Source organism: Aeromonas sp. S41-2, from assembly GCF_027705845.1.
In the GTDB taxonomy this organism is placed as follows: Bacteria; Pseudomonadota; Gammaproteobacteria; order Enterobacterales; family Aeromonadaceae; genus Aeromonas; species Aeromonas hydrophila.
Genome location: NZ_JAPDCG010000011.1, coordinates 80,017 through 93,581, shown reverse-complemented (window position 1 = coordinate 93,581; position 13,565 = coordinate 80,017). Strand labels below are relative to the sequence as shown.

The following is a 13,565-nucleotide window of genomic DNA, read 5'->3' as shown; positions in this document are numbered from 1 at the left end:
TCAGCCATCCGCTTGTCCCTTTGTCCCAGCTAAGGACCCAGAGTTTTCATGATCAAGATTGCCATCAACGGGTACGGGCGGATCGGCCGCAACGTGCTGCGGGCCCTCTACGAGAGCGGCCGCGACAAGAACATCAAGATAGTGGCCATCAACGAGCTGGCTGCCCCCGAGGCCATGGTGCACCTGACCCGCTTCGACACCAGCCACGGTCGCTTCCACCATCCGGTGCAGCTGGCCGGCAACAGCATGCTGGTGGGGGAGGATCTCATCTCCCTGTTCGCCGAGCGGGATCCGTCGCGGTTGCCGTGGCGGGCGCTGGGGGTGGACGTGGTGCTGGACTGCACCGGGGTGTTCGGCTCGCGGGCCGATGCCGAGCTGCATCTGGCGGCGGGGGCGGGCAAGGTGTTGTTCTCCCATCCGGCCGAGGCGGACGTGGACGCCACCATCGTCTACGGGGTCAACCATCAGGTGCTGACCGGGCGCGAGCGGATCGTCTCCAACGCCTCCTGCACCACCAACTGCGTGGTCCCCGTCATCGAAACATTGCATCGAGAATTCGAGATAAATTGTGGTACTATTACGACAATTCATTCGGCCATGCATGATCAGCAAGTCATCGATGCCTACCACAGCGACTTGCGTCGAACCCGCGCTGCCAGCCAGTCCATCATCCCGGTGGATACCAAGCTGGCTAAGGGGTTGGAGCGGATCCTCCCACACTTCGCCGGCAAGTTCGAGGCGATCGCGGTACGGGTACCGACCATCAATGTAACGGCAATGGATCTGAGTATTACTGTTCGTAAAAAAGTGACGGTTACTGACGTAAATCAAGCCCTGCAACGGGCATCCAGAGGTACATTAAGCGGTATTCTGGATTACACGGAAGAGCCACTGGTCTCCGTAGACTTTAATCATGATGCTCACTCCTGCATCATTGATGGTACCCAGACCCGGGTCAGCGATGCCAACCTCGTCAAGATGTTGATGTGGTGTGATAACGAATGGGGCTTCGCCAACCGCATGCTGGATACCACCCGGGCCATGATGGCCGCAGGCTGAGAGCCTGCACCGGGCGCAAGGTTACTGTTTTTAACATTACCTGAAAATATAGAGGACTGAATATGTCTGTTATCAAGATGACTGACCTGGATCTGGCGGGCAAACGCGTTCTGATCCGTGCTGACCTGAACGTGCCGGTAAAAGACGGCAAGGTCACCTCCGATGCACGTATCGTGGCGACTCTGCCGACCATCAAGCTGGCTCTGGAAAAGGGCGCCAAGCTGATGATCACCTCCCACCTGGGTCGTCCGACCGAGGGTGAATACAACGAAGAATTCTCCCTGGCTCCGGTTGTCAACTATCTGAAAGACGCACTGTCCTGCCCGGTTCGTCTGGCCAAAGACTACCTGGATGGCGTAGAAGTCGCCGCCGGTGAGCTGGTTGTGCTGGAAAACTGCCGCTTCAACAAAGGCGAGAAGAAGAACACCGAAGAGCTGGCCAAAAAATACGCCGCCCTGTGTGACGTCTTTGTAATGGATGCGTTCGGTACTGCTCACCGCGCCGAAGGCTCCACCTACGGTGTGGCCCAGTTCGCACCGGTCGCCTGTGCCGGCCCGCTGCTGGCGGGTGAACTGGAAGCCCTGGGCAAAGCCATGCTGAAGCCTGAGCGCCCGATGGTTGCCATCGTTGGCGGCTCCAAGGTTTCCACCAAGCTGACCGTACTGGAATCCCTCTCCAAGATCGCTGACCAGCTGGTAGTCGGTGGTGGCATCGCCAACACCTTCATCGCTGCTGCCGGTCACAACGTCGGCAAGTCCCTGTGCGAGCACGACCTGATCGACACCGCCAAGAAACTGGCTGCCGAAACCAACATCCCGGTGACCACCGATGTTGTTGTCGGTGCCGAGTTCTCCGAGTCCACTCCGGCCACCATCAAGTCCGTCGCTGACGTGACCGACGGCGACATGATCTTCGACATCGGCCCTGACTCTGCCAAGGCCCTGGCCGACATCATCATGAACGCCAAGACCATCCTTTGGAACGGCCCGGTCGGCGTGTTCGAGTTCGACCAGTTCGCTGAAGGCACCAAGGTGATCGCCGAAGCCATCGCTGCTTCTCCGGCCTTCTCCATCGCTGGCGGTGGTGACACCCTGGCTGCCATCGACAAGTTCGGCATCGCCGACAAGGTCTCCTACATCTCCACCGGCGGCGGCGCCTTCCTGGAGTTCGTGGAAGGCAAGGTACTGCCGGCTGTTGCGATTCTGGAACAGCGCGCCAAAGCCTAATTGACCCGAGACGGGGGGCAAAAGCCTCCCGTTTCGTTTATCATGTGCCCGCTGTGCCGGTTCATGATGAACCCCCCATTTTTTATTAACGGCATACGAGAACAGGACGATTAAACATGTCTAAGAAAATTTTCGACTTCGTAAAACCCGGCGTGATCACTGGTGATGACGTTCAGAAAGTGTTCGCCATCGCGAAAGAGAACGGCTTCGCTCTGCCGGCCGTCAACTGCGTCGGTACCGACTCCGTCAACGCCGTACTGGAAGCTGCCGCCAAGGTGAAAGCACCGGTTATCGTTCAGTTCTCCAACGGTGGTGCCGTGTTCACCGCCGGTAAGGGTCTGAAACTGGAAGGCCAGCAAGCTGCCATCATCGGTGCCATCTCCGGTGCCAAGCACGTTCACGCCGTTGCCGAAGCCTACGGTGTACCGGTCATCCTGCACACCGACCACGCCGCCAAGAAGCTGCTGCCGTGGATCGACGGTCTGCTGGACGCGGGCGAGAAGCACTTTGCCGAAACCGGCAAGCCGCTGTTCTCCTCCCATATGCTGGATCTGTCCGAAGAGTCTCTGGAAGAGAACATCGACATCTGCTGCGAGTACCTGACCCGCATGGCCAAGATGAACATGACTCTGGAGCTGGAACTGGGTTGCACCGGTGGCGAAGAAGACGGCGTCGACAACAGCCACATGGACCAGTCCGCCCTGTACACCCAACCGGAAGACGTGGCCTACGCCTACGAGCGTCTGTCCAAGATCAGCCCGCGCTTCACCATCGCTGCCTCCTTCGGCAACGTACACGGTGTTTACAAGCCGGGTAACGTCAAGCTGACCCCGTCCATCCTGGACGCTTCCCAGAAGTACGTTTCCGAGAAGTTCGGCATCCCTGCCAAGTCTCTGGACTTCGTATTCCACGGTGGTTCAGGTTCCACTCTGGAAGAGATCCGCGAATCCATCTCCTACGGCGTGGTGAAGATGAACATTGACACCGACACCCAGTGGGCGACCTGGGAAGGCATTCTGGGCTTCTACAAGAAGAACGAAGCCTACCTGCAAGGTCAGCTGGGCAACCCGGAAGGCGCTGACAAGCCGAACAAGAAGTTCTACGATCCGCGTGTATGGCTGCGTGCCGGCCAGACTACCATGATCGCTCGTCTGGAGAAGGCTTTCTCCGACCTGAACGCCATCGACGTACTGTAATTCGTTACGGTAGTTTGATTGCATGAAAAGGCGCCCTGCGGGGCGCCTTTTTCATTGCAGCATGGCGGGGTCGCCAGCGGACGTGAACAAGGTGTCTTTCGAGGCACCTTTTGCATTTCTGTGATCCCTGCGGGCTGGATTGGCGGCGGGTGGCTGAGTATTATCGATGACAGGCCGTTTATTTTAGTAAACGCAACGCTATCAAGGCAGGATGCTGAGCATGCAGGCAGGAAAGCACTACCCCCATCAGGAGCACATAGCCTCCTATTACGCGGCTACCCGCAACGACAATCAGCAGTGGCCTGAGCTCAGTGGCGAACTGAATGCCGAGGTCTGCATCATCGGCGGCGGTTTCAGCGGTCTCAACACCGCCATCAATCTGGCCGAAGCCGGCTACAAGGTGGTATTGCTGGAGGCCAACCGCATCGGCTGGGGCGCCTCCGGGCGCAATGGCGGTCAGCTCATTCGCGGTATTGGTCACGACACCAGCCAGTTCGCCCGCTGGATTGGTGACGAGGGAGTGCGCGAGCTGGATCTGATGGGGCTGGAGGCGGTCGAGCTGGTGCGCGAGCGGATCGAGCGCTTCAACATCGACTGCGACCTGCGCTGGGGCTACTGCGATCTCGCCACCCGTCAGCGTCATCTGGCCGGGTTTGCAGAGGAGGCGGCGCACCTGGCGAGCCTCGGCTACCGGCATGAGGTGAAGCTGGTGGCACGGGAGGATATTCACAGTGTGGTGGGCTCGGATCGCTACATCGGCGGCATGATCGACATGGGCTCCGGCCACCTGCACCCTCTCAATCTGGCGCTGGGTGAGGCGCGCGCGGCGGCCAGCCTGGGAGTGGCCCTGTTTGAGCAGTCCAGAGTGGTGCACATCGACTATGGCGATCGGCTGCAGGTCACCACCGCTCATGGCCGGGTCAGCGCCGACTACCTGGTGATCGGCTGCAACGCCTATCTCAACGACCTCAACCCCGAGCTGGGGGGCAAGGTGCTGCCGGCGGGCTCCTACATCCTCGCCACCGAGGTGCTGGAGAAGCGGCTGCGCCAGCGCCTGCTGCCGCAGAACATGGCGGTGTGCGATCAGAACGTGGCGCTCGACTACTACCGCCTCTCCGCCGACGGCCGGCTGCTGTTTGGCGGTGCCTGCAACTATTCGGGCCGGGATCCTCGCGACATCAAGGCCTTCATGCTGCCCAAGCTGCTGCGGGTGTTTCCCGAGCTGGTGGATACCGCCATCGAATTCCAGTGGGGCGGCATGATAGGCATCGGGGCCAACCGGTTGCCCCAGATTGGCCGTCTGCCGGAGCAGCCCAACGTCTTCTATGCCCAGGCCTATTCCGGCCACGGTCTCAATGCCACGCACATGGCGGGCAAGCTGGTGGCGGAGGCGATCAAGGGGGAGAGCCGGGGTTTCGATCTGTTTGGCAGCGTGCCCCACATGACCTTCCCTGGTGGCCCGGCGCTGCGCTCGCCATTACTGGCGCTCGGCATGCTCTGGTACCGCTTCAAGGATCTGTTCTAAGGGGCGCTGGGTCGGTATACCAGCCGGCTTGATCCTGCAGCTTTTTGCAGGAATAGAGAGGGCAGTCAAACAATCAGCGTCCGCCCATCCCGTGTGTTGAATGGGCTGCACGCCGGATAGCAAGAGGATAGGGTGGATACCCAGGCCTGAGTCAGCCTGGGTATTCTGGCTGGCTAAGCGTCAGTGCGCGGGCTCGGCCAGACGCCAACCCTGCTCGGTTTTCATCATCCACACTTCGGCCTGCTGCGGCAGCACCTGGCCCGCCTCGAACTCGCCGTATTTGCGCTCCAGCTCCATCAGCCCCATCTCCTGCTGGAAGGGACCAACCCTGTCATAGACCAGATCCTCGTCGTGCAGCACCTGCAGCTGTTCCATCCCCTGTTTGAAGTGGAGCAGGTAGCTCACCTTGACCAGATAGACCCCCTCCATGCGCTCTTCCTTGTCCAGGATGGCGAAGTCACTGATCTCGAACAGATTGGCGTCGGTGTCTGCCTGCAGTTTGGCGGTGACCTGAGTCCGGATTGCCTCTTCACCTGGACCTGCGTAACAGCCATACAGACAGAGGGCCAGCAGGGGGATGAACCACTTTTTCATCAAAACTCCGGACGAACGAGACGGGAAAGCGCAAATATTGCCACGCTGTCGATCATATACAAGGGATTGCCGGAAAAATGGCGGTCAAACCGGGGCCCGCACGATTGCACGGGCCACCCGGCCTCAGCGCAGCTTGTCCAGCTGACCGAGAAATTCGGTGGGCCCCATAAAGCCGGTGACCCGCTGGCCGCTTACCTCGTTGCCGGTGCGATCGAAGAAGATGAGGGTCGGCAGCCCCAGCACGTTGAGGCCATTGAGCAGTTCCACATCGGCATCGTCGTTGGCGGTGACGTCCGCCTGCAGCAGCACCATCTGGCTGAACCGCTCGCGCACGGCCGGGTCGCTGAAGGTCTTGTGTTCAAACTCCTTGCAGGCCACGCACCAGTCGGCATAAAGATCGAGCAGCACCGGCTTGCCGCGGGCGGCGGCCAGCTGGGTCTTGAGATCGTCCAGCGTCTTGATGCGAATGAAGGCTGGCGCCTCGGCCTGAGCGGCTGCGCTGGCACCCTGGGGTGGCAGCAGCAGATCCTTGCCCACCACCACGGCGCTGATCATGGCCAGCAGCAGCACGAAGCCGCGCAGGCTGCGCCCCACCGAATGGCCCTGATGCTGGTTGTGATGATAGAGGTAGCCGCACAGCAGCAGCCCCCAGCCGAGCCAGGCCAGGGTGGTGACCTGATCGCTCCAGAGCCTCGAGAGCAGCAGGATGGGCACCGCCAGCAGTGCAAACCCGAACAGCTGCTTGATCACGTCCATCCAGGCGCCCGCCTTGGGCAGCAGCTTGCCGCCCGAGGTACCGAGCAGCAGCAGTGGCAGCCCCATGCCGAGCGACAGGGCATAGAGGGCCGCGCCGCCGAGCCAGAGATCGCCGCTCTGGGCCACGTAGATCAGCGCTCCCGAGAGCGGTGCCGTGGTGCAGGGGGAGCAGACCAGGCCGGAGATCATCCCCATGATGCCGACCCCGAGCACGGAGCCGCCCTGCTGGCGGTTGGAGAGGCCGGACAGCCGGGTCTGCAGGCTGCTCGGCAGCTGCAGGGTGTAGAGCCCGAACATGGAGAGGGCCAGCAGCACGAACATCACCGAGATGCCGATCAGCACGTAGGGGTGTTGCAACGCGGCTTGGAATTTCAAGCCTGCCGACGCCACCACCAACCCGAGCAGGGTGTAGGTGACCGCCATCCCCTGCACGTAGACGAAGGAGAGCAGGAAGGCGCGACGGGTGGAGAGGTGATGGCCGGCCCCGGCGATGATCCCGGTCAGGATGGGATACATGGGGAAGACGCAGGGGGTGAAGGCGAGGCCGAGCCCGAGTGCGAAAAAGGCGGCGACGCTGAGCCAGAAGCCCTGGCTGCCGAGGGCGGCTGCCAGCTGATCCTGCTGGCTGCTGGCCGGTGTGGGCTGGTCAGGTTGCTCGCTCTGCTGGGCGGTGAGCGGCTGGATGCTGATCAGCTTGTCGGTGGGGGGGTAGCAGAGGCCGTCGGTGCAGCCTTGATAGCTGATCTTGAGGCTGGGCTGCTGGCCGGCCTCGGTCAGGGTGACGGGGATCTGCACCTCCCGGTAATAGACCTGGGTCTTGCCGAAGAAGTCATCTTCATGCGCGGTGCCGGCGGGCAGCACCGGCTCCTCGAAGGCGAGGTTTTCCCCCTTGAAGCGGAAGCTGTGGCGATAGAGGTAGTAGTCGTCGGCGATGCGCAGGTGCAGCAGCAGCCGATTGCCCTGCTGTTCGCTCTCGAGGACGAACGCCTCGTCCACTTTCAGAAATTTGGGCTGGGCGCTGGCCTCGATGCCGAGGGCACTCAGCAGATCCGTGCTGCTGGCGCGGGCCGGCAGTGAGCCCAGGCCGGCCAGCAGGGCACAGAGCAACAGCAGGGGAAAGAGCAGGCGAGACGGTGTCATGAGGTTTCCTGTTTTATCCAGTCGAGATAGGGCTGATGGCCCTGGCTTGTGGGCAGCGCCAGGATCTCCGGCACCTCATAGGGGTGATGAGCAAGAATGCACTGGCGCAGCGGCTCGAACAGGGCGGCGTGCGACTTGATGATGAGCTGGATCTCCGTGGCCCGTTCGATCTGGCCCTGCCAGCGATAGACGGAGGTGAGGCCGGGCAGCTGGTTGATGCAGGCCGCCAGCCGCTGGTTCAGCAGTTGTGCGCAGATGAGGTCGGCACTGGCCTCATCCGGGCAGGTGCAAAGCACCAGAATGGTGTCGGTCATGGTGAAATATCTCGTCCGATCGGGGCGGCTCGGCGCCCGTAAACCAGTGGCTACTATACCTAGCGACGGGTCAAATAGCATCTGGCGCACTTTGCGGCTGCGACATGAAAATAAGTGGGGGGCATGAGATAGACGCTGTCAGAGCGACAAGGCAGAATGAGCGGGCTTGTTCCCATTCGACGTAAGGAAATGTATGACCCAACAGAATGAGCAGCAGAGAAACCGCATGTTGAGCCTGTTGCGCGAAGGTGAGCGCCGTATGTTGGTGCAACTGGCCGGTCTGCTGCGTACCAGTGCCGATGAAATCAATGCCGAGCTGGAAAAAGAGGAGTTGCTGGATACCCTCGAGCAACCGGTCACGGTGGAGTATCTCAACGGCGTGGTGCAGCACCATCTGTTCGAGCGCCTGCACAAGGGTGACATGGTCGCCGCCCAGCGACTGCTGACCCAGTACCAGAGCGACATCGAGGCCATGCTGACGCAGGAGTCGGCCGAGGCAGAGACCCCGACCGAAGAGCTGAAGGCACAAGCCTGAACGCCGCGGCAGGCCCGCCGGGCTTGTCCTCCCCCAGCACCATCATGCCCCTTGCATGATGGTGCCTCGTTTTTCCTGCCGTTTTTTGCCGTCGTTCAACCCAGTGCGTTCTGCTGCCACTGGCCCGGGATCGGGTACACCTTGTCATAGCTCCAGTTGTAGATGAATGCGTAGACCAGATAGAAGGTCACGAAGCCGATGTTGAGCGCCAGTGCCGCCAGCAGGGCGAGATCCAGCCACCAGGCGATCACCGGCAGGGTCAGCGCCATGAAGCCCCCTTCAAAGCCGAACGCATGGACCACGCGCTGCCACAAGGTCTTGTGCGGGTGACCCTGGTACTTGAGCAGCAGCTTGTCGAAGCCGATGTTGTAGACATAGTTCCAGACGGTGGCCAGCACCGAGAACAGGATGGCCAGCGGCCCCATGTGGCTGAGCTCGATACCTGTGACCCAGCTGGCCAGGGGGGCTGCGATGAGCAGACCTATCACTTCAAAGCCGATGGCATGGCGGATACGGTCGTTGCGGGTACGCATAAATTCCTCTCTTTAAACAGGTATGTTGACTGACTGGTTGGCAATCTATCCCTATTTTTTGATAGTTTCACGTTGGTATCCATCGCTAAAATAGATAGGTGACCGCATTTGCAGGAGCAGGACGATGAATCCATCGCTGGAACAACTCAGGGTATTGCTGGCCGCCGCACAGGCGGGCTCCTTTTCGGCGGCGGCGCGCCAGCTGGGCAAGGCGCAGTCGGTGGTCAGCACCGCCATCGCCAATCTGGAGATAGATCTGGGGCTCGAGCTGTTCGATCGCAGCGGCCGCTATCCGGTGCTGACCGAGGCGGGCGTGCGCATCAGCCAGGAGGCCGGCATTTTGCTGGCCCAGAGCGAGCGCTTGCAGGCCATCGCCGGCGAGCTGGCCACCGGTGTCGAGTCGCGCCTGACGCTGGCCATCGACGATGACTCCCACCTGCCCTGGCTCGGCTCCGTACTGGAGGGGTTCGCCACCCGCTATCCGACGGTGGAGCTGGAGCTGTTGTTTCCCTTGATGGAGGATCTCACCGAGATGCTGACCAGCGGCCGTGCCCAGCTCGGCATCAGCTACCAGAAGGAGCACCCGCAGCGGGAGATCGTCGCCCGCTCGCTGGGGGGCGTGCCCATGCCGCTGGTGGTCTCCCCCGAGCATCCGCTGGCCCACAAGGCGCCGCTGCGGGAGAGCGATCTGCAGGGCGCGCGCCAGCTGATGGTGACGGGGCGGCGGGAAGGAACGGAGCGTCATCGCTTCCGCCTGTCGGCGCAGGTGTGGTGGGTCGAGGGGGATCTGGGGGTGCTGGAGCTGGTCAAGCTGGGGCTGGGCTGGGCGGCGGTGCCCGATTTTCTGCTGCACCGGCCGCTGGCCCGGGGCGAGGTGGTGGTGCTCAAGCCGGACTTCATTACCCAGCCGGAGCTGGCACTGGAGCTGCAGTGGCATCGCGCCCGCCCGCTCGGGCAGGCGGGGCGCTGGTTGAAGGAGGCTCTGCTGGCGCGGGCGCGCTAGCAGGGCTCTTCGCTTACTCGGTCAGCTGATAGGGGAGGGGTTGCAGGCTCAGGCTTGAGCCCTCCTCCTGCTTGAGCCGGAAACGGGCGTCGGCTTCGGTGTCCTTGGGCAGCACGGCGGTAAGCCACAGCTCGCCATCCTGCTGCCAGGCGTTGAGCACCATGCCGCTGCGGCGCCAGTTGTCACCGAGCTGGATCTCCAGGGTGTCGCCGCTGGCAACCGGCGTAGTGGCGGTGCCGCTCAGCACGAACAGGGCGCGGTTGTTGGCGCCACGATACTTGGCGCGGGCCACCGTCTCCTGCCCCATGTAGCAGCCCTTGGTGAAGCTGATGCCATCGAGCGCCTGCAGGTTGAGCATCTGGGGGATGTATTCACCCTGATGAACCGCCTCCAGATGGGGGATACCGGCCTTGATCTCCAGTCCCCACCAGAGTGACTCGGGGCCGCTGGGCAGAGTCAGCGCCAGCGGCTGTTCGCTGACCAGCAGCCAGCGATCGGCCTCGATTCGCACCGCCATGCCACCCTCGATGAGACCGCTCTCCTGCAGGCCGTATTGTCCTGCGATCCAGCCATCGGTCCCCTGACCAGCCACGCCGACCGCCTGGCCGTGATTTTCGCTGATCTCGACCTTGGCAAAGATCGCGAACTTCTTGAGTTCGGGCAGCTGGCGGGCCAGTACAGACGGCTTGGTCAGCATCAGCAGACGATCGCTCAGGCAGAGCAGGCGAAAATCGCTCCACAGCTTGCCCTTGGGATCGCAGTGACCACCCAGGGTGTGCTGGCCCGGCTGCAGGGCGTTGACGTCACAGGTGACCTGACCCTGCAGGTATTTGGCGCGATCCTGGCCGCTCAGGCTGGTGATGGCCAGATCGGTCAGAGGGAACAGGGTTGGCTCGGCGGGAAGGGTTGGCAGGCTCACGATGGCATTCCAGAGACAGAAAGTATGTGACCTGCATGGTAAAGACGTAAGGAATGTTTGTCAGCCGGAAAATCCAGCTGTTACCATCGCCGGGTCTTTGTAAGGAGAGTTCCATGTTGAGCCCAATTGAAAAATCCCGCCTGAAGTGGGCCTGCCGCCGTGGCATGCTCGAGCTGGATGTGATCTTTATGCCTTTCTTCGAACACGAGTTCGACGGTCTGAGCGAGGCGGAGCAGCAAACCTTCATCCGCCTGCTGGAGTGCGAGGATCCGGAGCTGTTCCGCTGGAGCATGGGCCACGGCGTGCCGGAAGATCCCGCGTTTGCCGCCATGATCCCGCTGATCCTGGAGCGCAATCAGGCCCGCCACGATCGCCAGCGCTGATCTGCCCGTACGGGTGTCGATGCCCGTCACCGCCTCCAGGCAGCAGCGCCTGCTGCTGTTGTCGCTGTTTCTGCTGATCCTGTGGCCGCTGGCCGCCCTGATCCACGGCTGGCAGTGGGCTCTGCTGCTGCCCTGCTGGGGGCTGGGGTTTTGGCGCGCTTGGCTTGGCGCCAGCCGGATGAGCGGTGTGCTGGAGTGGGACGGGCAGTGGCTCACCTGGCAGGGTCGTCGTTACCAGCTGGGGACCGGCAGCCGCATTTGGCCCGGGGTGCTCTGGCTGCAACTGGTCGCGGCGGAGCGTCCCGCCATCCGGCTCTGGCTGTTCAGCGATGCGCTGGCGCCAGCCCATTACCGCACGCTGGCCCGCGCCATCCACTTCTCCCAGCCGACCCGCTAGTTCTCTTCCCCATAAAACAGATGACCCCGCCGGAGCGAGGTCATCTGGGGGATGCGGATCGATTAATCCCTATCCATCGTCAGCAATGCTGGTTCATGGCGGGCAGGATCAATCCTTGTCCGGCGTCAGCACGGTCGGCTTGGAGTCCGGTTGCATGTCCGGGTAGTCCGGGTTGCAGCAGTGCAGGCCGCGTGACCCTCTGGCTCATTACTGAACGAAAGGGTTAGTCCCGCTCCGGCGTCAGCACGGTCGGCTTGGAGTCCGGTTGCATGTCCGGGTAGTCCAGGTTGTAGTGCAGGCCGCGGGACTCCTTGCGTTGCAGGGCGCAGTTGACGATGAGTTCGGCCACCTGCAGCAGGTTGCGCAGCTCCAGCAGGTTGTTGGAGACCCGGAAGTGGGCGTAGTACTCCTGCACCTCCTGCTTGAGCAGGTCGATGCGGCGCTTGGCCCGGGCCAGGCGTTTGTTGGTACGCACTATCCCCACATAGTCCCACATCATCAGCCGCAGCTCGTGCCAGTTGTGCTGGATCACCACCAGTTCGTCCGAATCTTCCACCTTGCTCTCGTCCCACACCGGCAGACGGGGCGGCTCCACGCTCATCGGCAGCTTGGCCAGGATGTCGGCCCCCGCCTGATGGGCATAGACCACGCATTCGAGCAGGGAGTTGGAGGCCATCCGGTTGGCGCCGTGCAGGCCGGTGTAGGTCACTTCGCCGATGGCGTAGAGGCCGGGGATGTCGGTCTGGCCGTTGTTGTCGATCATCACGCCGCCGCAGGTGTAGTGGGCGGCAGGGACGATGGGCATCGCCTCCTTGGTGATGTCGATGCCGACCGCGAGGCAGCGCTCATAAATGGTCGGGAAGTGCTTGATGATGAAGTCGGCCGGCTTGTGGCTGATGTCCAGATACATGCAGTCGGCGCCGAGCCGCTTCATCTCGTGGTCGATGGCGCGGGCGACGATGTCCCGTGGCGCCAGTTCGGCCCGCTCGTCAAACTCCGGCATGAAGCGGCTGCCATCGGGACGGCGCAGGTAGGCCCCTTCGCCGCGCAGCGCTTCGGTCAGCAGGAAGTTGGGGTCATCGGGGTGGAACAGGCTGGTGGGGTGGAACTGGTTGAACTCCAGGTTCGCCACCCGGCAGCCGGCGCGCCACGCCATGGCGATGCCGTCACCGGAGCTGACGTCCGGGTTGGAGGTGTACTGGTACACCTTGGAGGCGCCGCCGGTGGCCAGTGCCACGAAACGGGCGCGGATCACTTCGACCTGCTCGGCGTTGCGGTTCCAGACATAGGCGCCCAGCACCCGGTTGCCCGGCAGACCCAGCTTGCGGGTGGTGATGAGGTCGACCGCGTTGAAGCGCTCCATCAGCTGGATGTTGGGGTGAGCGCGCACCTGATCGATCAGGGTGAGCTGCACCGCCTTGCCGGTGGCATCCGCCGCGTGGAAGATGCGGCGATGGCTGTGGCCCCCTTCCCGGGTCAAGTGATAGTGGGATTCGCCCTCGGCGTCCTCCTCCTGATCGAAGGGGACTCCCTGCTGGATCAGCCACTGGATGGACTCGCGGGCGTTGCGGGCGGTGAACTCCACCACGGCCGGGTCACACAACCCGGCCCCGGCGTTGAGCGTGTCGCTCACGTGGGATTCGATGCTGTCGGTCTCGTCGAACACGGCAGCGATGCCTCCTTGCGCATAGAAAGTGGCCCCTTCACTGATGGGCCCCTTGCTCAGAACCAGGACTTTGGCCTGGTCTGCCAATCGCAACGCGAGAGACAAACCGGCGGCACCGCTGCCAATGATCAGTACGTCGCAAAGGTATTCAACACTTGCTTTCATAAGTATCATTGGCCTGGATTAAGAACTGGCACCATGGTAGCCCAAGCGAGGGTGGTGATGCAGCCTGCGTCACATTTTTTTCAATGCAAGCGAACTTTCCCTGATTCCTCCTGTCTGAACTTGTGCGCTTAGGAAGGGCCGGAAAAGAAAAACG

At 62.1% G+C, this 13,565-nt stretch carries 14 protein-coding genes; 8 read left to right on the top strand and 6 right to left on the bottom strand.

Translation table 11 applies throughout. From position 1 onward, the window contains the following. The first annotated feature begins 48 nt into the window (after nt 1–48). The 4 genes from epd to OKC44_RS19575 all read left to right on the top strand — a co-directional run bounded on the left by epd (nt 49) and on the right by OKC44_RS19575 (nt 5,006). On the top strand, nt 49–1,059 hold the full coding sequence (gene epd / locus OKC44_RS19590) for an erythrose-4-phosphate dehydrogenase (protein WP_010635047.1): 1,011 nt from the start codon (nt 49–51) through the stop codon (nt 1,057–1,059). 62 nt (nt 1,060–1,121) lie between these two features. Continuing rightward, the gene (locus OKC44_RS19585; RefSeq protein ID WP_011704731.1) at nt 1,122–2,285 is read left to right on the top strand and encodes a phosphoglycerate kinase; all 1,164 of its coding nucleotides are present in this window, start codon (nt 1,122–1,124) and stop codon (nt 2,283–2,285) included. Nucleotides 2,286–2,401: 116 nt separating this feature from the next. Then, nucleotides 2,402–3,481: a class II fructose-bisphosphate aldolase gene (fbaA, locus tag OKC44_RS19580; protein ID WP_011704732.1), complete on the top strand. Its 1,080-nt coding sequence runs from the start codon at nt 2,402–2,404 to the stop codon at nt 3,479–3,481. A gap of 220 nt (nt 3,482–3,701) precedes the next feature. Beyond that, nucleotides 3,702–5,006, top strand: a complete 1,305-nt coding sequence (locus OKC44_RS19575) for an NAD(P)/FAD-dependent oxidoreductase (protein WP_270814653.1) — start codon at nt 3,702–3,704, stop codon at nt 5,004–5,006. Between the two features lie 180 nt (nt 5,007–5,186). Here the strand turns inward: OKC44_RS19575 and OKC44_RS19570 are convergent, their stop codons facing one another. The 3 genes from OKC44_RS19570 to cutA form a co-directional block, all read right to left on the bottom strand. Further along, nucleotides 5,187–5,600, bottom strand: coding sequence for a hypothetical protein (locus tag OKC44_RS19570; RefSeq protein ID WP_270814651.1), 414 nt, complete (start codon nt 5,598–5,600; stop codon nt 5,187–5,189). A gap of 123 nt (nt 5,601–5,723) precedes the next feature. After that, complete coding sequence (locus OKC44_RS19565) at nt 5,724–7,496, bottom strand: protein-disulfide reductase DsbD (RefSeq protein ID WP_270814649.1); 1,773 nt, start codon at nt 7,494–7,496, stop codon at nt 5,724–5,726. Continuing rightward, on the bottom strand, nt 7,493–7,810 hold the full coding sequence (gene cutA / locus OKC44_RS19560) for a divalent-cation tolerance protein CutA (protein WP_039214661.1): 318 nt from the start codon (nt 7,808–7,810) through the stop codon (nt 7,493–7,495). The genes OKC44_RS19565 and cutA overlap by 4 nt, the downstream gene beginning before the upstream one ends. Nucleotides 7,811–8,003: 193 nt before the next feature. On the opposite strand from cutA, the gene OKC44_RS19555 reads away from it, so the two are divergent. Then, nucleotides 8,004–8,345, top strand: a complete 342-nt coding sequence (locus tag OKC44_RS19555) for a hypothetical protein (protein ID WP_029302400.1) — start codon at nt 8,004–8,006, stop codon at nt 8,343–8,345. A 95-nt stretch (nt 8,346–8,440) separates the two neighbouring features. Here OKC44_RS19555 and OKC44_RS19550 read toward each other — a convergent pair whose 3' ends face one another. Continuing rightward, complete coding sequence (locus OKC44_RS19550) at nt 8,441–8,878, bottom strand: PACE efflux transporter (protein ID WP_011704738.1); 438 nt, start codon at nt 8,876–8,878, stop codon at nt 8,441–8,443. 124 nt (nt 8,879–9,002) lie between these two features. On the opposite strand from OKC44_RS19550, the gene OKC44_RS19545 reads away from it, so the two are divergent. Beyond that, entirely contained in the window at nt 9,003–9,881 is an 879-nt protein-coding gene (locus OKC44_RS19545; RefSeq protein ID WP_011704739.1) for a LysR family transcriptional regulator, read from the top strand. A gap of 13 nt (nt 9,882–9,894) precedes the next feature. Here the strand turns inward: OKC44_RS19545 and ygfZ are convergent, their stop codons facing one another. Then, complete coding sequence (ygfZ, locus tag OKC44_RS19540; RefSeq protein ID WP_270814644.1) at nt 9,895–10,800, bottom strand: tRNA-modifying protein YgfZ; 906 nt, start codon at nt 10,798–10,800, stop codon at nt 9,895–9,897. A 113-nt stretch (nt 10,801–10,913) separates the two neighbouring features. On the opposite strand from ygfZ, the gene OKC44_RS19535 reads away from it, so the two are divergent. Together OKC44_RS19535 and OKC44_RS19530 are read left to right on the top strand one after the other, a co-directional pair. Then, nucleotides 10,914–11,183, top strand: coding sequence for an FAD assembly factor SdhE (locus tag OKC44_RS19535; protein WP_011704741.1), 270 nt, complete (start codon nt 10,914–10,916; stop codon nt 11,181–11,183). Between the two features lie 19 nt (nt 11,184–11,202). Then, nucleotides 11,203–11,580 (top strand): protein YgfX, encoded by a 378-nt coding sequence (locus OKC44_RS19530; protein WP_270814642.1) that lies wholly within the window; start codon nt 11,203–11,205, stop codon nt 11,578–11,580. Nucleotides 11,581–11,803: 223 nt separating this feature from the next. On the opposite strand, the gene nadB is transcribed toward OKC44_RS19530, so the two are convergent. Beyond that, on the bottom strand, nt 11,804–13,411 hold the full coding sequence (gene nadB / locus OKC44_RS19525) for an L-aspartate oxidase (protein ID WP_139703178.1): 1,608 nt from the start codon (nt 13,409–13,411) through the stop codon (nt 11,804–11,806). Between the last annotated feature and the right edge of the window lie 154 nt (nt 13,412–13,565).